The sequence below is a fragment of the Azospirillum baldaniorum genome (genome assembly GCF_003119195.2).
In the GTDB taxonomy this organism is placed as follows: domain Bacteria; phylum Pseudomonadota; class Alphaproteobacteria; order Azospirillales; family Azospirillaceae; genus Azospirillum; species Azospirillum baldaniorum.
Map to the genome: position 1 here is coordinate 508,506 of NZ_CP022255.1, position 20,626 is coordinate 529,131.

A 20,626-nucleotide genomic window follows, 5' to 3' on the forward strand; every position below is an offset into this window, starting at 1 on the left:
CTATGAAGATTATGAGTGCGCAAATATTGTTGGTCAAACGAATTATCTGTCCTTGGCATTGTTTGGAATGCATACCCCCATAGTCATTTTGCACGGCTGCTCCCCTCCGCGTCCCGAACGCAAAACGGCCCCGCCGGGAGGGGCGGGGCCGTTCGGGCCGCAGGGTGGCGGCGCAGAGTGGTGGCGCCTGCGGATCACCAGGCCAGTTCGAGGATCTCCCGGACGTCATCCTCCCCAGTGACCGGGCGCGGGTTGCTGCGGACCATCATGTTCTGCATGGCCCCGGCGGCGATGGCGGCGAAATGGTCGCGAGTCACGCCGACCGCCCGCAGGCTGTCGGGCTGCCCCAGGGCGCGCACCAGATCGGCGACGGCCGCCGCCGCGTCGCCGTCCTCCCGCCCCAGCGCCTGCGCCACCAGCCTTTGGCGGTCGGCGTTCACCGGGTGGTTCCAGCGCAGCACGCTGGGCAGCATGACGCAGGAGCAATGACCGTGCGGCACGTTGGCGACGGCGCCGAGCTGGTGGCCGATGCCATGGCTGGCCCCCCACTCCACCCGGCCCAGCCCGGTCGAGGCCAGCCAGACGCCGAGCTGGCTGTCCAGCCGCGCGTCGAGATCGTCCGGCCTCTCCCGGTTGGCGGGGAGGGAGCGCGCCAGCATCGCCAGCCCGTGCAGGCAGGTCGCGTCGGTGAAGGGCTGGGGCTTGCGCGAACAGACCGTCTCCACCGCGTGGTCGACGGCGCGGATGCCGGTGGACAGCCACAGCCGCTCCGGCGTGTGGACGGTCACGGCGGGGTCGAGGATGACCACCTGCCCGCCGATGTACCGCCCGGTGTAGAGGTCCTTGACCTGCCGCGCCGGGTCGGTGGCGCCACCCAGGTTGGAGAATTCGGCGCCCGACAGGGTGGTCGGCACGATGATCTGGCGCAGCGGCGGGTCCTTCACCGCCGGAACGATGCGGGTTCCGTCCTCGGCGACGCGGATGCGCACGGCGTCGAATCCGGCGGTGTCGGTGATGTCCTCGGCCAGCGCGACCAGGGCGACCTTCACCGTGTCCATGGGCGTGCCGCCGCCGACCGTGACGATCAGGTCCGGCTCCAGCCGCCGCACCTCCGCGGCCAGCGCCAGGACGGAAGCGCGCGGCACATGCTCGACGCAGGAATCGAAGACACCGGCGCAAGTCGCGCCCAGCGCGCCGCGGATGGCAGTGACGACGCCGGTTCCCCGACTCAGCGTCCGGCTCGCCACGATCAGCGCGCGCTGCTTTCCCAGCTTGGCGATGGTTTCCGACACCGCCTCCGCCGCCGGGCGGCCGTAGATGACGCGATCCTGCGCCAGGAACTCGTAGACACCCGACTGCATGGTGGTTCCCTCCCGTCGTTGATTGATCCGGCATGGGCACACTGGCCCCCACCCTAACCCTCCCCCGCTGCGCAGGGGAGGGGACCATTCTCCCTCCCCTGCGTCAGCGGGGGAGGGCCGGGGTGGGGGCACGCGGCTGCCGCACCTTCACCCGCCCAAATACGCCGCCGACAGCGCCGGGTCGGCGGCCAGTTCCACCGCCGGACCGCCGCGCACCACCTGCCCGCGCCGCAGCACGCAACCGGAATGGGCGACGCGCAGGGCGATGGCCGCCACCTGCTCGCACAGCAGGATGGTGGTGCCGCGCTCGCGGCAGACGGACTCGATGAAGCCGAAGATCTGCTGCACGATCACCGGGGCCAGCCCCAGCGACGGTTCGTCGAGCAGCAGGTAGCGCGGCTCGTGGATCAGCGCCGCCGACAGGATGACCATCTGCTGCTGGCCGCCCGACAGCATGCCCGCCGGGGTTTGCCGCCGCGGCGCCAGCATGGGGAACTGCTCGTAGACGCGGTCGGCCACCGCACGGAAGTTGCCGCCGCGGTTGCGGAAGTCCCAGGCGACCTTCAGGTTCTCCTCCACCGTCATGCGGTGGAACAGCCGGCGCCCCTCCAGCGCATGCGACAGGCCGCGGCGCGCCCGCTCGTGCGGAGGAAGCCGCGTGATGTCGTCGCCGTCCAGCGTGATGCGCCCCGCCGTCGCCGGGACCAAGCCGGAAATCGCCTTCATCAGCGAGGATTTGCCGGCCCCGTTGGCGCCCAGGATGGCGGTGATGGTCCCCGGCTCGGCCCGTAGCGTGACGCCGCGCACCGCCTCCACCGGTCCGTAGCGGACCTCCAGCCCGTGGATCTCAAGTCCCGTGATGTCAGGCATGGACGGCCTCCCCCGGGTGGGTTTCGGTGCCGAGATAGGCGGCGACCACCGCCGGGTCGCGGTACATGCCGGCCATGCCGCCCTGGTAGATGACCCGCCCGCTGTCCAGCACGACCACGCGGTCGACCAGCTCGTTGAGGAAATCCATGTGGTGCTCGATCAGGATCACGCCGACACCCCGTTCCTTCAGATGGCGGACCAGCCCGCCCAGCCGTTGCAGTTCGACCTCCGACAGGCCCGCCGCCGGCTCGTCGAGCATGACGAGGCGCGGGTCGGCCAGGATGACGCGCGACAACTCGGTCATCCGCTGGTCGCCGTAGGGCAGGTCGCGCACCGGCGTGTCGGCCAGATGCGACAGGCCGGCCATGGCGATGATGGCGTCGGCGCGGCCCAGCATCGCCGCGTCCTCGCGCAGGGCGCCCGGCAGGTTCAGCGCCGCCGCCAGCGGGTTCTGCCGGTAGAGCCGGTGCCCGCCGAGCAGCACGTTCTCGCGCACCGTGAAGGCGGGGACGAGCCGCGGGTCCTGGAAGGTGCGCAGCGCGCCCCGCCGGGCCACCGCGTGGTCGGGCAGTCCGGTGATGGCGGCGCCGTCGAAAGTCACGCGCCCGTCGCCCGGCCGGTAGATGCCGCTGATGATGTTGACGAGCGTGCTCTTGCCCGACCCGTTCGGCCCGACGAGGCCGAGGATCTCCCCCACCCCCACGGTGACCGACGCGTTGTCGAGCGCCCGCAGCCCGAGGAAGCTGATGGAAACCCCCTCCGCGCTCAGCAGCGGCCCGCTCCCCGATGGTTTCGGCGCGGCGGGCGGCGCGGCGGGCAGCGGCGTCACGTCCTTGGCGAAACGCGGACGCGGCAGCAGCAGCCCAGCCAGTCCGCGCGGCAGCAGGACGAAGGACAGCAGCAGGATCAGGCCGTAGACCATGAACTGGTACTCGGCGAAGATCTGGAGCTTCTCCGGCAGGTAGGTGAAGACGACGGCGCCCAGCACCGGCCCGGCCAGCGTGCCCAGCCCGCCGACCACCGCCATCACCAGCACCTCCACCGAGCGGTGCAGGCCGAAGGTCTCCGGCCCGAGATAGCCGACGAGATGGGCGTAGAAGCCCCCCGCCAGCCCGGCCAGCGCGGCGCTGAGCATGTAGGCGTTGCGCTTGGTGCGGGCGCGCGGCACGCCGATGCTGCCGGCAGCGACCTCGCTGACATGGATGGCGAAGAAGGCGCGGCCGAAGGGGCTGGTGACGAAGTTCCGCAGCAGCCACACCACCCCCGCGACCACCGCCAGCATGATCTGGAAATAGGCGGTCGGGCCGACGGACCAGCCGAACAGGGTCAGCGTCCGCAGGCCGGGCGACGGCACGCCGCTCAGCCCCATCATGCCGCCGGTGACCGAGGTCCACTCGCGCACCACCTCGTAGAAGATCATGCCGAAGCCGAGCGTCATCATGGCGAGGTAGAACTCGCGCACCCGCCCGGCGGCGAAGGACAGCAGCCAGCCGCTCACCGCCCCCATCGCCGCCCCGGCCAGCAGGGTCAGCGGCAGCGGAAGACCGAAGTTCTTCATCAGCAGGGCGGAGCCGTAGGCGCCGATGCCGAGAAAGCCGGCGTGGCCCAGCGAGATCTGACCCGCGACGCCGGTCAGCAGGTTGATGCTCTGGGCCAGCAGGACGTTGACGAGGAGGAAGGACCAGATCTGCACGGTGGCGCCGCTGACGAACTCCGCCGCGACGCCCAGCGCCACCAGCAGGGCCGCGACCACCGGGGTCCGGGTGAGGAAGGAGAGGAGATTCCGCATCGCTGGCCCTTACACCTTCGTGAATTCCTTGCGGCCGAACAGGCCCTGCGGGCGGATGGCGAGGATCACCATCAGGATGGCGAAGGCCATGCCGTGTTCGGCGGCGGTGGAGACGTAGCCGCCGACCAGCTTCTCGATGACGCCGAGAGCGATGCCGCCGACCAGGGCGCCGGCGGTGTTGCCCATGCCACCGAAGACCGCGGCGACGAAGCCCAGCACCATCAGGTTGAAGCCGAAGCTGGGATCGACGGTGCCGGTGATCTGCGCCACCATCACCCCGGCGATGCCGGCCAGCACGCCGCTGGCGACGAAGGACAGCACGATCACCCGGCGCACCGGGATGCCGGCCAGCGCCGCAGCGTCGGCGTCGTGCGACACCGCCCGCACCGCGCGGCCCCAGGCGGAGCGGCGCAGGAACAGCTCCATCGCCACCATCAGGGAGAGCGACAGGGCGAGCACGGCAAGATACTGCGACGACACCTGGACCCCGGCGACGTCCACCGAATCCAGGCTGTCGAAGACCAGCGACGGGAAGGCGATGGCCTGCGACCCGAAGACGGTGGAGACGAAGCCCTGGAGGAAGATGCCGAGCCCCAGCGTGGACACCACCCAGCCCATGCTGTCGCCGGATTTCAGCAGCGGGCGGATGGCGATCCGCTCCGCCACCACCATCAGCCCGCCGGCCAGCAGGATGCCCAGCGGCACGGCGAGGGCCGCGGGCATCCCGGCCGCCAGCATCGCCACCGTCGCGACCGAGGCGGTCATCAGCAGCGAGCCCTGGCCGAAATTCAGCGTCCGCGTGGTCCAGAAGGTCAGCGACAGCCCCATGGCGATGAGCGCGTAGACCGCGCCGACGCAGACGCCGGCGAAAACGAGTTGCAGCACGAAATGCATGGCGTCGTCCTTTTTCTTCCCTCTCCCCCGTCGCAGCACCCGCCTTTGAGTCCCCTCTCCCCTCTGGGGAGAGGGTTAGGGTGAGGGGGGCCCGCATCGCCTGCGCTTTCCGTCCCCCGATATCCCCCTCACCCCGACCCTCTCCCCAGAGGGGAGAGGGGGATCGCTCCGGAGACGAAAGAAGGAGAGAGGGGAACCCAATCAGTTCTTGACGATCGTCAGCCCGATCTTGTCGCCGGTCTTCACGTACTCGAAGATCGCCACATCCTCCGGCGCGATGGCGTGGTGCTTGGTGGCGGAGAAGGAATAGGTCGCGTTCACCCCGCGCAGGCCCTGGATGCCCTCGATGGCCGTCGCGATGGCCTTGGGATCGGTGGAGTTGGCGCGCTTGATGCCCTCGAACAGCACGTCGGCGGCGTCGTAGGCGTTGCTGACCGACAGCGACATGAAGATCTGCGGGCGCTGCGGGTCGTTGCCCCACCAGCGGTCGGTGCCGTACTTGGCCTTGTAGGCGTCGGCGAAGCCCTGGGCCGCCGGGTTCAGCGTCTCCTCGCCGAAGACGTAGACCATGGAACCGCGCGTGCCGGTCACCAGATCCCCGGCGGCCTCCTGGTAGGGAATCGACAGGGCGCCGTTGGAGGCCACCAGCGGCACGTTGAAATTCAGCCGCGCCATGGTGCGGCGGATCACCGCCAGATCGGCGCCCAGCCCGACGCAGACCACCACGTCGGCCCCGGCCCGCTGGAGACGGGCGATCTGCGCCGTCACGTCCTGGGCGCGCTGGTTGTAGGTCTCCGTCGCCACAGCCGCACCGCCCGCCGCCTTCAGCTCCTTGGCGATCATGTCGGCGCCGGACACGCCGTAGGCCGTGCTTTCGTGGACCAGCCCCGGCTTCTTGAACTGGGTGGCGACGTAGCGGCCGAGCACCATCGATTCGACGTCGTTCTGAAGCGCAAAGGAAAAGACGTTCGGGCGCGGCTTGCCGCCGTCCGGGTAGGTGACGGTCGGGGTCTGCGCCACCGGGTTCATGTAGGGGCGCCCGTCGGCGGCGGCCATCTCGATCACCGCCAGCGTCGGGCCGCTGCCCGCCGGGCCGATGATGGCGACCAGCTCCTTGTTGTCGAGCAGCCGCCGCATGTTCTGCACCGCACGGTCGGGCACGAGCTGGTCGTCGAGCAGCATCGCCAGCTCGACCTTCTTGCCGTTGATGCCGCCCTTGGCGTTCCACTTCTCGATGGCGAGTTCGACGCCGCGCCGCCCGCCCTCGCCATACTCGTTGTAGGGGCCGGTGAGAGCCGAGGTCATGCCGATCTTGATGGTGTCCTGCGCGGCGGCGGAACCGGCGGACAGGGCGAGCGCCGAGGTCAGCGTGACGGCGGCCCCGAGCAAGCGGATGACGGAACGACGGTGCATGGCGCTTTTCCCTCCCTTATGCGGCGGAGCGTGCTGCCTCGCCTTTTTGAATGAACCATGAGTCATTTTTCATCGAGAATGTAACGCGCGCCAACTGTCAGCGCAACGGTGTATTTGAGCGGGATGCCCCAAGCGGCTGCCCTCACCCTATCCTTCCCCCGCTGGGCGGGGGAGGAAATCTCTGCATGATCCGCCAGAGCGTCATTCCCCCTCCCCCGCCCAGCGGGGGAGGGTCGGGGTGGGGGCAAACAGACTGCTTGACTGAAACATGAATCATCATTCATTGTTTGGTCGACCAACGGAGCATCGACTCCGCACCGCGCTTTCCCACACACACCGGCGGGGCGCGGAAGAAACGCGAAGGGAGGCATCCATGCCGTCATCCGCCGCTCAGGCAGATCCGATTCCGGCCAACCCAATCCCAACCGACCGGCGGCTGGCGCTCCACCGCACCATGCAGACGATCCGAGCGACCGAAACCACCCTGTCCCGGCTGTTCGCTGACGGCGAGATCCCCGGCTTCATCCATCTCAGCGTCGGGCAGGAGGCGGTCGCCGCCGGGGTTGTCGGCGCGCTGGGGCCGCGGGACAGCTTCGCCACCACCCACCGTGGCCACGGCCATGTGCTGGCCCGCGGCGTGAGGCTCGACCTCTTCTTCAAGGAGATCATGGGACGCGCCGGCGGCATCTGCGGCGGGCGCGGCGGCTCCATGCACGTCGCCGACCTGTCGCTCGGCGTGCTGGGGGCCAATGGCATCGTCGGGGCCGGGCTGCCGCTCGCCACCGGGAGCGCGCTCGCCCACCAGACGCGGCGCACCGGCGGCGTGGCGGTCGCCTTCTTCGGCGACGGCGCCATGGCCGAGGGCGCCCTGCACGAGTGCCTGAACATGGCGGCGCTGTGGAAGCTGCCGATGGTCTTCGTCTGCGAAAACAACGGCTGGTCGGAATTCTCGCCGACCTCCACCCAGTTCGCCGCGACTCTCGACAAGCTGGGCGCCGCCTTCGGCGTGCCGCACCGCCGGGTGGACGGCAACGACGTCGCCGCGGTGGCCGAAACCGCCGCGGAGGTGGTGGAGGCCGCCCGCAGCGGCGGGCCACGCATCCTGGAATGCCTGACCACGCGCTGGCACGGCCATTTCGAGGGCGATCCGCAGCGCTACCGCAACGCCGACGAAGTCGCCGGCCTGTCGCAGAACGACCCGTTGCGCCGCTCCGCCGAGGCGCTGCTCGCCGCCGGGATCGAGGAATCGGCGCTCGCCGCCCTGGTCGACTCGGTGGACGCCGAAATCCGCGACGCCCTGGAGGCCGCCCGCGCCGACGCCCTGCCCGACGTGGACGCCGCCTTCCGCGACGTCTACACGCCGACCACCCTCACCGCCGGGGCCTGATTTCCGATGCCGAAGCCTTTGCGCTATGTGAACGCCGTCGCCCAGGCCCTCAACGACGCGATGGCCGCCGACCCCGCCGTGATGCTGATGGGCGAGGACGTGGCCGCCGCCGGCGGGCCGTTCAAGGCGACCCGCGGCCTGCTCGACGCCCACGGGCCGGAGCGGGTGCGCGACACGCCGATCTCCGAGGCCTCCCTGGTCGGCGCCGCCGTCGGGGCCGCGCTGACCGGCATGAAGCCGGTGGTCGAGATCATGTTCATGGATTTCGTGACGCTCGCCATGGACGCCGTGGTCAACCAAGCCGCCAAGGCCCGCTTCATGTTCGGCGGGCAGTGCAGCGTGCCGATGGTGCTGCGCACGCCGCACGGCGGCGGGCTGAACGCCGGGCCGCAGCATTCGCAGTGCCTGGAGGCGTGGTTCGCCCACATCCCCGGCCTGCGCGTCGTCTGCCCGGCCACCGTCGCTGACGCCTACAGCCTGCTGCGTGCCGCCATCGAGGCGCCGGACCCCGTCGTCGTCGTCGAGAACAAGGCGCTCTACGCGCTTCAGGGCGACATCGACGTGAACGCCCCGCGCGAGGTCGGCAAGGCGCGCATCGACCGGGCGGGCCGCGACGCCACCATCGTCACCTACGGCGCCACCCTCTACGCCGCCCGCGCCGCCGCCGACCGGCTGGCCACCGAGGGCATCGAGGCGGAAATCGTCGATCTGCGCTGGATCCAGCCCTGGGACGAGGAGGCCGTCTTCGCCTCCGTCGCCAAGACCCACAGGGTGGTCATCGCCCACGAGGCGGTGCAGGCCTTCGGCGTCGGGGCGGAGATCGCCGCGCGCATCGCCGCGGACGCCTTCGACGACCTCGACGCCCCGGTGCTGCGGGTCGGCGCGCCCTTCATGCCCATCGCCTTTGCCAAGACCCTCGAAGCGGCCTATCTGCCCGACGCCGACCGGATCGTCGCGGCGGTCAAGAGCACGCTCGCCTGAACGCCCCACGGGAGGACCAGCATCATGACGGACGAACGCCCCATCCTGACCAGCCGCGACGGCGCCGTGGGCCTGATCACCATCAACCGCCCGACGACCCTCAACGCGCTCGACGTGCCGACCCTGCTGGAGCTGGAACGGGCGCTGGGCGAGCTTGAGAGCGACGACGGCGTGCACGTCATCGTCGTCACCGGGGCCGGCGAGCGCGCCTTCGTGGCCGGCGGCGACATCGCCGACCTCGACAGCCGCCAGGGCCTCGCCCACTATCTCGACTTCGCCGAGGTCGTCCACCGGGTGTTCCGCCGGTTCGAGACCTGCGACAAGCCGACCATCGCCGCCGTCAACGGCTGGGCGCTCGGCGGCGGGACCGAGCTGGTGCTGTCGCTCGACATCCGCATCGCCGCCGACACCGCGAAGTTCGGCCTGCCGGAGATCAATCTCGGCCTGTTCCCCGGCGCCGGCGGCACCCAGCGCATCCTGCGCCAGATCCCACCTTGCCGGGCGCGCGAGCTGGTCTTCACCGGCGACCAGTTCACCGCCGCCGAGGCCGTCGCCTGGGGATTGGTCAACCGCGCCGTCCCCAAGGCCGATCTGATGGCCGAGGCGATGGCCACCGCCCAGAAGATCGCCGCCAAGTCACCGCTGATCCTGAAACTGACCAAGCGCACGCTGCGCCATGGCGCGGAAATGCCGCTCGGCGCCTCGCTGGCCTACGAGCAGGCGATGATCGGGCTGGTGCTGGACAGCCAAGACGCGCACGAGGGCTGCCGCGCCTTCCTGGAGAAGCGCAAGGCCGCCTTCACGGGGCAATGACCATGGTCCGCGAACTGGTGATGCCCAAGCTGGGGCTGACGATGACCGAGGGGGTGCTCGCCGAATGGCGGGTATCGCCCGGCCAGCCCTTCCGCAGCGGCGACGTGCTGCTCGTCGTCGAAACCGACAAGATCGCCTCGGAGGTCGAGGCCGACAGCGACGGCGTGCTGATCGAGACGACCATCCCGGCCGGCGAGACGGTGGCCGTCGGCACCCCGATCGCCCGCTGGTCCGCCAATGGCGCGGGCGCCGCCCCCGCTCCGGAGCCGGCGGAGACGCCCGCCGCGAACCCCGCCCCGACACCCGTCGCCACCAACGCCCGCCCCCTGCCCGCCCCGGTCCGCGCCAACGGGGAGCGCATCCTGTCGACTCCCCTCGCCCGCCGCCGCGCCGAGGGGCTGGGCGTCGATCTCGGGACGGTGACCGGCAGCGGCCCGCGTGGCCGCATCAAGGTGGCCGATGTCGAGGCGGCGGCTCAAACGCGGCCAGCGCCTCAGCCTGCACCCCAGGTGCCAAAGGTCGAGGCTTCCGCCGGGGAACGGTCGAAGCCCACCACCTTGCAAGCGACCATCGCCCGTCGCCTGACCGCCGCCAAGCGCGACGTCCCGCACTTCTACCTCGCCGCCGAGGCCGAGGTGACGGAGCTGGCGGCGCTGCGCGACCGGTTGAACGCCGACACCGAGTCCGGACTTCCGCGGATTTCGATGACCCATCTGGTGCTGGCCGCGGTCGGGCGGGCGCTCGCCGCCATGCCGGAAATGGACCGGGTGTGGGACGACGAGCCTTCCGGCGGCGCGATCCTCAGCCTCGGGCAGGGCGACATCGGCATGGCGGTGGACACGCCGCGCGGGCTGGTCGCCCCGGTGCTGCGCGGGGCGGCGACCCTGCCGCTCGACCGACTGGCGGCGGAGGCCGCGTCGCTGACCCGCCGCGCCCGCGACGGCCGCCTGACGGAGGAGGACTTCCAGGGCGGCGCCGTCACCGTGTCGAACGCCGGCATGCACAACGTCACCTACATGACCTCGATCATCAATCCCGGCCAGTCGAGCATCCTCGGCGTCGGCAGCGTCCGCTCCGTCTTCCGTCCCGACGAGGCGGGAGCCCCGGTGCTGAAGCGCGAACTCGGCCTCGTCCTGTCGGCGGACCACCGGCTGTTCGACGGCGTGACCGCCCTGGCCTTCCTCAACCGCATCATCGCCGGGCTGGAGCGGCCTTTGCGCCTGCTTCGCGCCGCCTGACCTGAAAAAGAGACCCCCCATGGACTTTCAGCTTTCCGAAGAACAGCGCCTGATGATCGAGACGGCGTCGCGCGTCGGCGCCGAGTTCGGTCCCGACTATTGGCGCGAGCAGGACGCGAAGAAGACCTTCCCGACCGAAGCCTGGGCCGGCATCTGCGAATCCGGCCTCGGCGGCGTCTCCCTGCCCGAGGAGTATGGCGGTTCCGGCCTCGGCATGCTCGACATGGCGCTGGTGGTCGAGGCGCTGTCGGCGGCCGGCGGCGGCGCGACGCTGGCTCAGCTCTTCATGATCAACCCGATCTTCGGCGGCGTGGCGCTGGCGAAGTTCGGCAGCAAGGCCCAGAAGGACGCCATGCTGCCCGCCCTGATCCAGGGCAAGCTGAACTTCTGCATGGCGCTGACCGAGCCGAACGCCGGCTCCAACAGCCTGGAGATCCGCACCTTCGCCCACGCCGACGGCCAGGGCTGGCGGCTGAAGGGCCAGAAAATCTGGATCACCGGGGTGCCCGACGCGCAGAAGATGCTGGTGGTCGCCCGCACCACCCGGCTGGAGGAGGCGGGCCGCCGCACCGCCGGCATCAGCCTGTTCCTGATCGACGTCGACCGCGAGGGCCTCAGCCACCAGCCGATCGAGAAGGTCGGCACCAACACACTGGCCTCCAGCACCGTCTATTTCGACGACGTGCGGATCGAGCCGGACGAGCTGATCGGCACGCTCGACGGCGGCTGGCACCAGCTTCTCGACGTGCTGAACACCGAGCGCATCGTCACCACCGCCGGTCTGGTCGGCGCCGGCAGCCTCGCCATCCGGCTGGCGGTGGATTACGCCAAGGACCGCAAGGTGTTCGGCGACAAGCCGGTGGCCGCCTACCAGGGGGTCCAGTTCCCGCTCGCCCAGGCGCACGCCGAGCTGCAATGCGCCCGGCTGATGAACCTGAAGGCGGCGTCCCTGTGCGACACGGGCCTGCCCTACGGCAGCGAGGCCAACATCGCCAAGCTGATCGCGGCGCAGGCGGCGTCCCACGCCATCGAACGGTCGATGCAGGCGATGGGCGGGATGGGCTACGCCAAGGAATACCATGTCGAGCGGCTGTGGCGCGACGCAAGGCTGTTCCGCTTCGCCCCGGTGTCGGAAGAGATGGTGTTGAACTTCATCGCCATGCACGATCTCGGCATGCCGAAATCCTACTGAGCGAAGCCGGCGGATAAGCCGGCCGCACATCCCGAGGGAGGGGACACCCGTGGTCAATCTGAGCGCCTTCATCCGGTTCCACGCGCTGCGCACGCCGGAACGGCTGGCGCTGGTCTATGGCGACCAGCGCATCAGCTACGCCGACTTCCTCGACCGCATCGGGCGCATGGCCGCCTTCCTCCACCGGCGCGGCGTGCGCGAGAGCGACGTGGTGGCGGTGGTGATGAAGAACAGCGCCGCCTTCCTGGAGATCGCCTTCGCCGCCAGCCACCTCGGCGCGGTGTTCCTGCCGATCAACTACCGGCTGGCCGCCCCCGAGGTCGCCTTCATCACCGGCAACGCCGGGGCGGTGCTGGTCTTCGCCGACACCGAGCTGGCGGCGGCGGTGACGGACGACCCACGCGCCGTCCTGGTCGACGCTGCGGCGCAGGCGGACGGGCGGGCGCTGGCCGGCACGGAGGGACCGGTGCCGCCGATGCGGGTGCGCGGCTCGCAGGATCTGTTCCGGCTGATGTACACGTCGGGCACCACCGACCACCCCAAGGGGGTCATGCATTCCTACGAGAACTTCTATTGGAAATGCATGGACCATGTGACCGCGCTGGGGCTGACGGCGGAGGACCGGCTGCTGGCGGTCGGGCCGCTGTACCATGTCGGCGCCTTCGACCTGCCCGGCCTCGCGGTGCTGTGGCTGGGCGGAACGATCTGCCTGCTGCGCGACTTCGACCCCGACACCGCCCTCGCCGCCATCGAGCGCGAGCAACTGACCGGCGCCTGGTTCGCCCCGGTGATGGTCGGGCGCATCCTGTCCCACCCGGAGCGCGGGCGCTACGACGTCTCCAGCCTGAAATGGGCGATCGGCGGCGGCGAGCGCACGCCGGAGCAGCGCATCCGCGACTTCACCGGCCTGTTCGCCAACGCCCGCTACATCGACGGTTACGGCCTGACGGAGAGCTGTTCGGGCGACACGCTGATGGAGGCCGGGCGCGAGATCGAGAAGATCGGCTCGACGGGACGAGCGCTCGCCCATGTGGAGATCGACATCCGCGACGATGCCGGCACCTCCCTGCCCGCCGGGGACATCGGGGAGATCTGCCTGCGCGGACCGAAGGTCACCAAGGGCTACTGGAAGGACCCGGAGAAGACGGCGCGCAGCTTCTACGGCGACTGGTTCCGAACCGGCGACGTCGGCTATCTCGACGCCGACGGCTTCCTGTTCCTGACTGACCGCAAGAAGGACATGATCATCAGCGGCGGCGAGAACATCGCCTCCTCGGAGATCGAACGGGTCGTCTTCCTGCTGCCCCAGGTCGTCGAGGTCGCCGTCATCGCCGTCCCCGACGAGCGCTGGGGCGAAGTGCCGGCGGCGGTCGTGGTGCTGAAGGAGGGCGAGAGCCTCGACGCCGAGACGCTGGAGCAGCACTGCCGCCGGCACCTTGCCGGTTTCAAGATCCCCAAGCGCCTGCTGCTGCGCGAGGCGCTGCCGCGCAACCCGTCCGGCAAGGTGCTGAAGCGCGTGCTGCGCGATGAACTGGCCCCCGCCCAACCGGAGGACACCCCATGACCGCTCCCGACACCCTGGCGACGGCCATCGCCCGCTTCGTCGCCGGCCTGACCCTGGACAGCCTGCCGCCCGACGTGGTGGAAAAGGCGCGGGTCTGCCTGCTGAACGGTTACGGAATCGCGCTCGGCGGCCACGACACCCCCTACGCCCCGGTGGCGCGGGCGGCGGCGCTGGCCCTGCACGGCGAACGATCCGACGGCGCCACCATGCTGGGCGACAACACATCTGGCAGGAGCCGGCGGACCAGCGTCCCCGGCGCTGCACTCGCCGGTTCCGCGCTGTTCCATGGCCGGGCGCAGGAGGACACCTGCGGCGCCGCCCACATCGGCGCCGTGCTGATCCCGCTGTTGACCGCGCTGGTCGAGGCCGGCGACGGCCCGGTCGAACGGCTGCTGCCGGCCCTGGTCGCCGGCTACGAGGCGGGAGGGCTGCTGGAGAACGCCTTCTCGCCACTGACCACGCCCGCCGGCCTGCGCGCCTCGCCGCTCTACGGCACAGTGGCCGCCGCCGCCGGCGCGGCGTACCTGCTCGGCCTGCCGGAGGACCGTATCGCGGCGGCGCTCGCCAACGCCGCCTCCTTCACCGGCGGCATCCTGCAATCCTTCGACGACGGCACCGACGAGTGGCGCTATCAGGTCGGCGTCGCCGCGGTAAACGGGTTGACGGCGGCGCGGCTGGCGGCGGCGGGCTCGGTCTCCGCCCCCCACGCCTTCGAAGGACGGACCGGCTTCGTCCGCGCCTTTGCCCGTACCGGCTGCGATCCCGTGGAGCTGGCGGTGCGGCTGGGCCGAGACTGGTCGATCCACCGCGTCACCTTCAAGCCCTACCCGGTCTGCGCCTTCAACCAAACCCCGGTCACCGCGGCGCTCGCCCTGCGCGACGAAGTGGCGGGGCGGGCCGTCCGGTCGGTGACCGTGCGCATGAACCCGTTCGAAACCGGCTATGCCGGCATGGATTCGAAGGGACCCTTCGCCAGCATCTCCGGCACGCTGATGAGCATTCCCTTCTGCATCGCGCTGACGCTGCTGCGCGGCGTGCCGACCATGGAGACGATGACCCGCTACGACGACGGCGCGGTCAACGCCCTGGTCGAGCGGGTCGCCCTCGTCCCCGACGAGGGCGTGCGGCGGCTGTGCTGCGCCATCGAGGTGGTGTTGGAGGACGGCACGGCGCTGACCCGCCGCCAGGATATGACGACCGACGACTTCTCCCTGCCCTGGGAAGAGGTGAGCGCGCTGGTCCGCCGCATCGGCGACGAAACCGGGGTGCCCTCCGACGCCTACGACCGGATCGAGCGTTTCGCCCGCGCCCTGCCCGACGCGGAGATCAACGACGTGCTGGAGGCGTTCGGGCGGCTTCCCGATCACCCGCATCAGGCGTCGGTTTCTCTCGTCAAAGGCGTGGGGAACGGCTAAATCCGGGACGGAGAGGGAGATTGCAGGCGATGGTGGCGATGGGGCGGACGGCGGGAAAGAAGACGCGCGTGCAGCGATCGGAAGAGGTCCGCGACGCCCTGTTCCAGGCCGCCGCCGAGGTGGTGGGGGAATACGGCTATATCGACGCCTCGATCACCCGCATCACCCAGCGGGCGAACCTGGCCCAGGGCACCTTCTACAACTACTTCTCCTCGCGACAGGAAATCTTCGACGAGCTGCTTCCGGTGCTGGGCGCCAAGATGCTGGCCCACATCCGCCAGCAGGCCAGCGGTGCCAGGACCTTTCTGGAGAAGGAGGAACAGTCGTTCCGGGCCTTCTTCTCCTTCCTCAAGCGCATGCCCTATTTCCTGCGCATCCTGAACGAGGCGGAGATTTTCGCGCCCAAGGCCCACCGCCAGCACTTCCACAACGTCACCGGCGGCTACATGCGCTTCCTGCACAGCGCCCGCAAGAACGGCGAGATCGCCAACCTCAGCGACGAGGCGCTGGAGCCGCTGGTCTACATGCTGATCGCCACGCGGGGCTATCTCGCCTTGCGCTACACCGACGAGGAAGGCGTCGTCAATCTGCCGGAAGAGGCCGTTCAGATGTACCTGCAACTGCTCTCCAAGGGCCTTCTGACCAAGGAACCGGGTGCGCCGTCGTAAAGACCGCACCGCAACGGCCGCGGGGCGGGCGGCCCTACGCGCTCTTGTTCAGTGACGACAGGAACTCGTCCTCCCACTGCCGCCCCGCCTCCAGCTCGCTGAACAGCCATTCGCGGAACAGCCGGATCTTGGGAAGGTTGGCGGTCGATTTCAGCGTCACGAAGCCATGCCCCTGCGCCCGCAGGCCGCGGGTCGGGAAAGGGATGATGAGCCGGCCCGACAGCAATTCCTGCCGGGCCAGCAGCAGGCTGTCCAGGCACACGCCCATGCCGTTCGCCGCGGCGTTGATCGCCATGAAGGAGCGGTCGAAGCGCAGGCCGCGCTCCATGTCCAACTCGACGCCGCGGTGCCGGTTCGCCCAGTCGCGCCAGCCGACGATGTTGATTTCCGAATGGATCAGGATGTGCCGGCTGATGTCCGACGGCTTACGGATCGGGTTCAGCCCGTTCGCCAGCGCCGGGGAGCACATCGGCACGATGACGTCGTCGGGAAACAGCTCCAGCACGCAGCCGGCCGGCGGCGGGCCGGGGTTGTAGCGGATGTCCACATCCACCGCCCCCGTCGTCAGGTCGATGGGTGAAACCGACGCCCGCAGGCGGATGTCGATGGCGGGATGGATCTCCTTCACCCGCCCCAGCCGCGGCATCAACCACTGCGCGGCGAAGCTGGGCATCGAGCGCACGGTCAGGGTCGTCGTGCCGCTACCCGTCGTCGTGACGTTGCGGGTCGCCGTGTCGATGCGGGCGAAGGCGGCGATGATTTCCGCGGCGTAGGCCCGCCCGTCGTCGGTCAGGGCGACCGACCGGTGCACGCGGTGGAACAGCCGCAGGCCGAGCTGCTCTTCCAGAATCTTCACCTGATGGCTGATCGCCGAGGGCGTCAGGCCGAGATCCTCCGCCGCCGTTGCGAAGGAACCGAGCCGCGCCGCCGCCTCAAAGGCTTGCAAAGCCTTGATGGAAATCCGTTTCCGCATTGCACCATATTCATGAATTCATTTCAGCATTCGGCAATCTTATTCGTTTGTCGAATTCATCTCAAGACCATAGGATTGTTGCAACGATCGGAGGCACGAACCATCCGCCCTCCGTACCGAAAAACCACCAAAACCGAGCGATAACGACGCTCCGCCGCGGCATCTCCAGGGCCGCCACGCCCACGGCCGCCATGGCGGAGCCAGCTTCGAACAAAGGGAGCGAGCATGTTGCTGTCCAACAAGGTGTGCGTGATCACCGGAGCGGCGTCCCAGCGCGGCATCGGCCGGGCCACGGCGCGGCTGTTCGCGCTGCATGGCGGGCGGGCGATCATTCTGGACCTCGACGGCGGTCAGGCCGCCGAAGCCGCCGCCGAGCTGGGCGAGGCGCACCGCGGCATTGCCTGCGACGTGACCGACAAGGCCGCCTGCGTCAATGCCGCCGCTCGCGTGGTCGAGGAGTTCGGCCGCATCGACGTGCTGGTCAACAACGCCGGCATCACCCAGCCGCTGAAGTTCATGGACATCGAGCCGAAGAACTACGAGGCGGTGACCGACGTCAGCCTGCGCGGCACGCTCTACATGAGCCAGGCGGTCGTCCCGCACATGCGCGCCCAGAAGTCCGGCTCCATCGTCTGCATCTCCTCGGTGTCGGCGCAGCGCGGCGGCGGCATCTTCGGCGGCCCGCACTACAGCGCCGCCAAGGCCGGCGTTCTCGGCCTCGCCAAGGCGATGGCGCGGGAGCTGGGTCCGGACAACGTCCGCGTCAATTCCGTCACCCCCGGCCTGATCCAGACCGACATCACCGGCGGCAAGCTGACGCCCGAGCTGCGGGCGGACATCCTCAAGGGCATCCCGCTGAACCGCCTGGGCGACGCCGAGGACGTGGCGCGCTCCTGCCTCTTCCTGGCGTCGGAGCTGTCGTCCTACGTCACGGGCGCCACGCTCGACGTCAACGGCGGCATGCTGATCCACTGACCCTGAAACGCTGGAGACGACTCCCGTGGACACCACCCAACTGGGCCACAACGTTCCCCTGACCGAACGCGCCTACCGCATCCGCCGCAACGCCGTGCTGATGGGCGAGGTGCAGGGCCAGGGCTACATCGGGCAGGCCCTCGACATCGCCGACGTGCTGGCCGTGTCCTATTTCCACGCCATGCGCTACCGGCCGGAGGACCCGCATTGGGAAGGCCGCGACCGCTTCCTGCTGTCCAACGGCCACTACGCCATCGCGCTCTACGCCGCCCTGATCGAGGCCGGCATCGTCCCGGCCGAGGAGCTGGAGACCTACGGCAGCGACGACAGCCGCCTGCCGATGTCGGGCATGGCCGCCTACACGCCGGGCATGGAGATGTCGGGCGGCTCGCTCGGCCTCGGCCTCAGCATCGCGGTCGGCATCGCTCTCGGCCTGAAGCGCAAGGCGTCGGACAACCGCGTCTACACGCTCTTCTCCGACGGCGAGCTGGACGAGGGCTCGGTCTGGGAGGCCATCATGTCGGCGGCCCATTACAAGCTCGACAACCTGATCGGCATCATCGACGTCAACAATCAGCAGGCCGACGGCCCCTCCACCCAGGTGATGGCCTTCGAGCCGCTGGTCGACAAGCTGGAAGCCTTCGGCTGGTTCGTCCAGCGGGTGGACGGCAACGACATGGACGCCGTGGTCGCCGCCTTCGACGCCGCCCGCGACCATCCGGAGCCCAAGCCCCGCATGATCGTCTGCGACACCAAGATGGGCAAGGGCGTGCCCTTCCTCGAAGCCCGCGAAAAGAATCACTTCATCCGCGTGGACGCGCACGAGTGGAAGCTGGCCCTCGACGCGCTGGACGCCGGGAGGACCGCATGAGCACCGCCGCCACCACTGCTGCCGCCAAGCCGCGCCTGAAGACCTCCGCCATGATCGCCTCGATCGCTGGCGAAGGGCAGCGCACCAAGCCCGCCCCCTTCGGCCACGCGCTGGTCGAGCTGGCCAAGGCGCGTCCGGAGATCGTCGGCCTCACCGCCGATCTGGCGAAATACACCGACCTGCACATCTTCGCCCAGGCCAACCTGGACCGCTTCTACCAGATGGGCATGGCCGAGCAACTGCTGATGGGCGCGGCCTCCGGTCTGGCGCACGAGGGCTTCATGCCCTTCGTCACCACCTACGCGGTCTTCGCCTCGCGCCGGGCCTACGACTTCGTGCACCAGACGATCGCGGAGGAGAACCGCAACGTCAAGATCGCCTGCGCCCTGCCGGGCCTGACCTCGGGCTACGGCCCCAGCCATCAGGCGGCGGAGGATCTGGCGCTGATGCGCGCCATGCCGAACATGGTGGTCATCGATCCCTGCGACGCCCTTGAGATCGAGCAGGCGGTGCCCGCCATGGCCGCCCACCAGGGGCCGGTCTACATGCGCCTGCTGCGCGGCAACGTCCCGCTGGTGCTCGACGAATACGACTACAAATTCGAACTCGGCAAGGCGAAGCGGCTGCGCGACGGCGCCGACGTGCTGGTCATCTCCTCCGGCATCATGACGATGCGGGCGCTGGAGGTGGCGAAGGCCCTGGAGGCCGACAAGGTCGACGTCGCCGTGCTGCACGTCCCGACCATCAAGCCGCTCGACACCGAGACCATCCTGGCCGAGGCCGGGCGCAGCGGTCGCATGGTCGTCGTCGCCGAGAACCACACCGTCATCGGCGGTCTGGGCGAGGCGGTGGCCGGCACGCTGCTGCGCGCCGGGGTCGTTCCCAGCGCCTTCCGCCAGATCGGCCTGCCCGACGAGTTCCTGAAGGCCGGCGCCCTGCCGACGCTGCACGACCTCTACGGCATTTCCACCGACGCCATGGTAACCAGCATCAAGGGGTGGCTGTAAGCCGCCCCCAACCCCCGTCGCTCACCCCACCCCGGCTGTCGCAGAAGCGAGGACACCGAAGAACCGCGCCGCGCCCGTTCCCGATACGCTGAACGACAAAAGACCACAGGAGAGGAAACAATGGACAAGAAGCCGCCCCAAACCCCCGCTCAATCGACCCTGGGCCTTCTTCGCCCGAGCCGCCGCGCCGTTCTGGCCGCCGCCGCCGCCGTGCCGCTGGTGACCATCCTGAAGCGCCCGGCCAACGCCGCCGAGTTCCAGTTCAAGTACGCCACCGGCCAGGACCCGACCCACCCGGTCAACATCCGCGCGCAGGAGGCCATCGACCGCATCCGCGAGGCGACGTCCGGCCGGCTCGACATCAAGCTGTTCCCGGCCAACCAGCTCGGCAGCGACACCGACCTGCTGGGGCAGGTGCGCAACGGCGGCGTGGAGATCTTCAACCTCTCCTCGCTGATCCTCGCCACCTTCGTCCCGCTGTCCGGCATCACCAGCATGGGCTTCGCCTTCAAGGACTACGACGCGGTCTGGCAGGCGATGGACGGCGACTTGGGCAAGCATGTCCGGGCGGAGATCGCCAAGACCCCGATCATGACGCTCAGCAAGATCTGGGACAACGGCTTCCGCCACGTCACCTCCTCCACCCGCGTCATCAAGACGCCGGAGGACATCAAGGGCTTCAAGATGCGGGTGCCGCCGGCGCCGGCCCTGACCTCGCTGTTCAAGGCCATCGACGCCGCCCCGGCGCCGATCAACTTCAACGAACTCTACTCCGCCCTTCAGACCACCGTGGTGGAGGGGCAGGAGAACCCGCTGGCGATCATCGCCACCGCCCGCCTGTACGAGGTGCAGAAGTCCTGCAGCCTGACCGGCCATGTCTGGGACGGCTACTGGGTGCTCGGCAACAAGCGCGCCTTCGCCCGCCTGCCCGCCGACATCCAGGCCATCGTCACCCGCGAACTGGACCGTTCGGCGGACGACCAGCGGGCCGACATCGCGGCGCTCACCGAATCGCTGCAGAAGGACCTGTCCGCCAAGGGGCTGACCTTCCACACCATCGACCGCGAACCGTTCCGCAAGGTCCTCGCCGGGACGAACTTCTACGCGGAGTGGAAGGAGAAGTACGGGGCCACCGCCTGGGACCTGCTTGAGAAGGTGACCGGCAAGCTGGGCTGACGCGGTCCGCCGACAGCGGAGGGATGGCGTTTGGCCTTC

General features: G+C 69.6%; 18 protein-coding genes. 12 read left to right on the forward strand and 6 right to left on the reverse strand.

Going from position 1 to position 20,626, the window contains the following annotated elements; genetic code table 11:
- Window positions 1-194: 194 nt before the first annotated feature.
- From Sp245p_RS24575 to Sp245p_RS24595, 5 genes are all read right to left on the reverse strand, one after another.
- Window positions 195-1,361 (reverse strand): iron-containing alcohol dehydrogenase, encoded by a 1,167-nt coding sequence (locus Sp245p_RS24575; protein WP_014198884.1) that lies wholly within the window; start codon window positions 1,359-1,361, stop codon window positions 195-197.
- A 147-nt stretch (window positions 1,362-1,508) separates the two neighbouring features.
- Window positions 1,509-2,231: an ABC transporter ATP-binding protein gene (locus Sp245p_RS24580; protein ID WP_014198883.1), complete on the reverse strand. Its 723-nt coding sequence runs from the start codon at window positions 2,229-2,231 to the stop codon at window positions 1,509-1,511.
- Complete coding sequence (locus Sp245p_RS24585) at window positions 2,224-4,020, reverse strand: branched-chain amino acid ABC transporter ATP-binding protein/permease (protein ID WP_014198882.1); 1,797 nt, start codon at window positions 4,018-4,020, stop codon at window positions 2,224-2,226. Before Sp245p_RS24585 ends, Sp245p_RS24580 begins: the two co-directional genes overlap by 8 nt.
- 9 nt (window positions 4,021-4,029) lie before the next feature.
- Entirely contained in the window at window positions 4,030-4,914 is an 885-nt protein-coding gene (locus tag Sp245p_RS24590; protein ID WP_014198881.1) for a branched-chain amino acid ABC transporter permease, read from the reverse strand.
- A 201-nt stretch (window positions 4,915-5,115) separates the two neighbouring features.
- Window positions 5,116-6,327: an ABC transporter substrate-binding protein gene (locus tag Sp245p_RS24595; protein WP_014198880.1), complete on the reverse strand. Its 1,212-nt coding sequence runs from the start codon at window positions 6,325-6,327 to the stop codon at window positions 5,116-5,118.
- Between the two features lie 373 nt (window positions 6,328-6,700).
- On the opposite strand from Sp245p_RS24595, the gene Sp245p_RS24600 reads away from it, so the two are divergent.
- From Sp245p_RS24600 to Sp245p_RS24635, 8 genes are all read left to right on the forward strand, one after another.
- On the forward strand, window positions 6,701-7,714 hold the full coding sequence (locus Sp245p_RS24600; protein WP_109138976.1) for a thiamine pyrophosphate-dependent dehydrogenase E1 component subunit alpha: 1,014 nt from the start codon (window positions 6,701-6,703) through the stop codon (window positions 7,712-7,714).
- A gap of 6 nt (window positions 7,715-7,720) precedes the next feature.
- The gene (locus Sp245p_RS24605) at window positions 7,721-8,695 is read left to right on the forward strand and encodes an alpha-ketoacid dehydrogenase subunit beta (protein WP_041813742.1); all 975 of its coding nucleotides are present in this window, start codon (window positions 7,721-7,723) and stop codon (window positions 8,693-8,695) included.
- A 24-nt stretch (window positions 8,696-8,719) separates the two neighbouring features.
- The gene (locus tag Sp245p_RS24610) at window positions 8,720-9,508 is read left to right on the forward strand and encodes an enoyl-CoA hydratase/isomerase family protein (RefSeq protein ID WP_014198875.1); all 789 of its coding nucleotides are present in this window, start codon (window positions 8,720-8,722) and stop codon (window positions 9,506-9,508) included.
- 2 nt (window positions 9,509-9,510) lie between these two features.
- Complete coding sequence (locus Sp245p_RS24615; protein WP_211101778.1) at window positions 9,511-10,746, forward strand: dihydrolipoamide acetyltransferase family protein; 1,236 nt, start codon at window positions 9,511-9,513, stop codon at window positions 10,744-10,746.
- Between the two features lie 19 nt (window positions 10,747-10,765).
- Entirely contained in the window at window positions 10,766-11,938 is a 1,173-nt protein-coding gene (locus Sp245p_RS24620) for an acyl-CoA dehydrogenase family protein (RefSeq protein WP_014198873.1), read from the forward strand.
- 49 nt (window positions 11,939-11,987) lie between these two features.
- A complete protein-coding gene (locus Sp245p_RS24625; RefSeq protein WP_014198872.1) occupies window positions 11,988-13,502 on the forward strand; it encodes an AMP-binding protein in 1,515 nt (504 codons plus the stop codon).
- Window positions 13,499-14,917 carry an MmgE/PrpD family protein gene (locus Sp245p_RS24630; protein ID WP_014198871.1) on the forward strand — a complete coding sequence of 473 codons (1,419 nt, stop codon included), beginning with the start codon at window positions 13,499-13,501 and terminating at the stop codon, window positions 14,915-14,917. Before Sp245p_RS24625 ends, Sp245p_RS24630 begins: the two co-directional genes overlap by 4 nt.
- A 68-nt stretch (window positions 14,918-14,985) precedes the next feature.
- Complete coding sequence (locus tag Sp245p_RS24635) at window positions 14,986-15,585, forward strand: TetR/AcrR family transcriptional regulator (RefSeq protein WP_158310440.1); 600 nt, start codon at window positions 14,986-14,988, stop codon at window positions 15,583-15,585.
- 34 nt (window positions 15,586-15,619) lie between these two features.
- Here the strand turns inward: Sp245p_RS24635 and gcvA are convergent, their stop codons facing one another.
- Window positions 15,620-16,558 carry a transcriptional regulator GcvA gene (gene gcvA, locus Sp245p_RS24640; protein WP_014198869.1) on the reverse strand — a complete coding sequence of 313 codons (939 nt, stop codon included), beginning with the start codon at window positions 16,556-16,558 and terminating at the stop codon, window positions 15,620-15,622.
- 225 nt (window positions 16,559-16,783) lie between these two features.
- Here gcvA and Sp245p_RS24645 point away from each other — a divergent pair, with 225 nt between their 5' ends.
- The 4 genes from Sp245p_RS24645 to Sp245p_RS24660 all read left to right on the forward strand — a co-directional run bounded on the left by Sp245p_RS24645 (window position 16,784) and on the right by Sp245p_RS24660 (window position 20,587).
- Entirely contained in the window at window positions 16,784-17,533 is a 750-nt protein-coding gene (locus Sp245p_RS24645; RefSeq protein ID WP_014198868.1) for an SDR family NAD(P)-dependent oxidoreductase, read from the forward strand.
- 25 nt (window positions 17,534-17,558) lie between these two features.
- A complete protein-coding gene (locus tag Sp245p_RS24650) occupies window positions 17,559-18,404 on the forward strand; it encodes a transketolase (protein ID WP_109138978.1) in 846 nt (281 codons plus the stop codon).
- On the forward strand, window positions 18,401-19,411 hold the full coding sequence (locus Sp245p_RS24655) for a transketolase family protein (protein WP_041813740.1): 1,011 nt from the start codon (window positions 18,401-18,403) through the stop codon (window positions 19,409-19,411). Before Sp245p_RS24650 ends, Sp245p_RS24655 begins: the two co-directional genes overlap by 4 nt.
- A 120-nt stretch (window positions 19,412-19,531) precedes the next feature.
- Window positions 19,532-20,587 (forward strand): TRAP transporter substrate-binding protein, encoded by a 1,056-nt coding sequence (locus Sp245p_RS24660; protein WP_014198865.1) that lies wholly within the window; start codon window positions 19,532-19,534, stop codon window positions 20,585-20,587.
- The last annotated feature ends 39 nt before the right edge of the window (window positions 20,588-20,626 follow it).

Bases quoted from the DNA above. Each gene is read 5' to 3' on its own strand.
- Sp245p_RS24585 (WP_014198882.1), bottom strand. From the start codon at position 4,020: ATGCGGAATCTCCTCTCCTTCCTCACCCGGACCCCGGTGGTCGCGGCC.
- Sp245p_RS24600 (WP_109138976.1), top strand. From the start codon at position 6,701: ATGCCGTCATCCGCCGCTCAGGCAGATCCGATTCCGGCCAACCCAATC.
- gcvA (WP_014198869.1), bottom strand. From the start codon at position 16,558: ATGCGGAAACGGATTTCCATCAAGGCTTTGCAAGCCTTTGAGGCGGCG.
- Sp245p_RS24645 (WP_014198868.1), top strand. From the start codon at position 16,784: ATGTTGCTGTCCAACAAGGTGTGCGTGATCACCGGAGCGGCGTCCCAG.
- Sp245p_RS24595 (WP_014198880.1), bottom strand. From the start codon at position 6,327: ATGCACCGTCGTTCCGTCATCCGCTTGCTCGGGGCCGCCGTCACGCTG.
- Sp245p_RS24615 (WP_211101778.1), top strand. From the start codon at position 9,511: ATGGTCCGCGAACTGGTGATGCCCAAGCTGGGGCTGACGATGACCGAG.
- Sp245p_RS24630 (WP_014198871.1), top strand. From the start codon at position 13,499: ATGACCGCTCCCGACACCCTGGCGACGGCCATCGCCCGCTTCGTCGCC.
- Sp245p_RS24580 (WP_014198883.1), bottom strand. From the start codon at position 2,231: ATGCCTGACATCACGGGACTTGAGATCCACGGGCTGGAGGTCCGCTAC.
- Sp245p_RS24590 (WP_014198881.1), bottom strand. From the start codon at position 4,914: ATGCATTTCGTGCTGCAACTCGTTTTCGCCGGCGTCTGCGTCGGCGCG.
- Sp245p_RS24620 (WP_014198873.1), top strand. From the start codon at position 10,766: ATGGACTTTCAGCTTTCCGAAGAACAGCGCCTGATGATCGAGACGGCG.
- Sp245p_RS24605 (WP_041813742.1), top strand. From the start codon at position 7,721: ATGCCGAAGCCTTTGCGCTATGTGAACGCCGTCGCCCAGGCCCTCAAC.
- Sp245p_RS24575 (WP_014198884.1), bottom strand. From the start codon at position 1,361: ATGCAGTCGGGTGTCTACGAGTTCCTGGCGCAGGATCGCGTCATCTAC.
- Sp245p_RS24655 (WP_041813740.1), top strand. From the start codon at position 18,401: ATGAGCACCGCCGCCACCACTGCTGCCGCCAAGCCGCGCCTGAAGACC.
- Sp245p_RS24610 (WP_014198875.1), top strand. From the start codon at position 8,720: ATGACGGACGAACGCCCCATCCTGACCAGCCGCGACGGCGCCGTGGGC.
- Sp245p_RS24660 (WP_014198865.1), top strand. From the start codon at position 19,532: ATGGACAAGAAGCCGCCCCAAACCCCCGCTCAATCGACCCTGGGCCTT.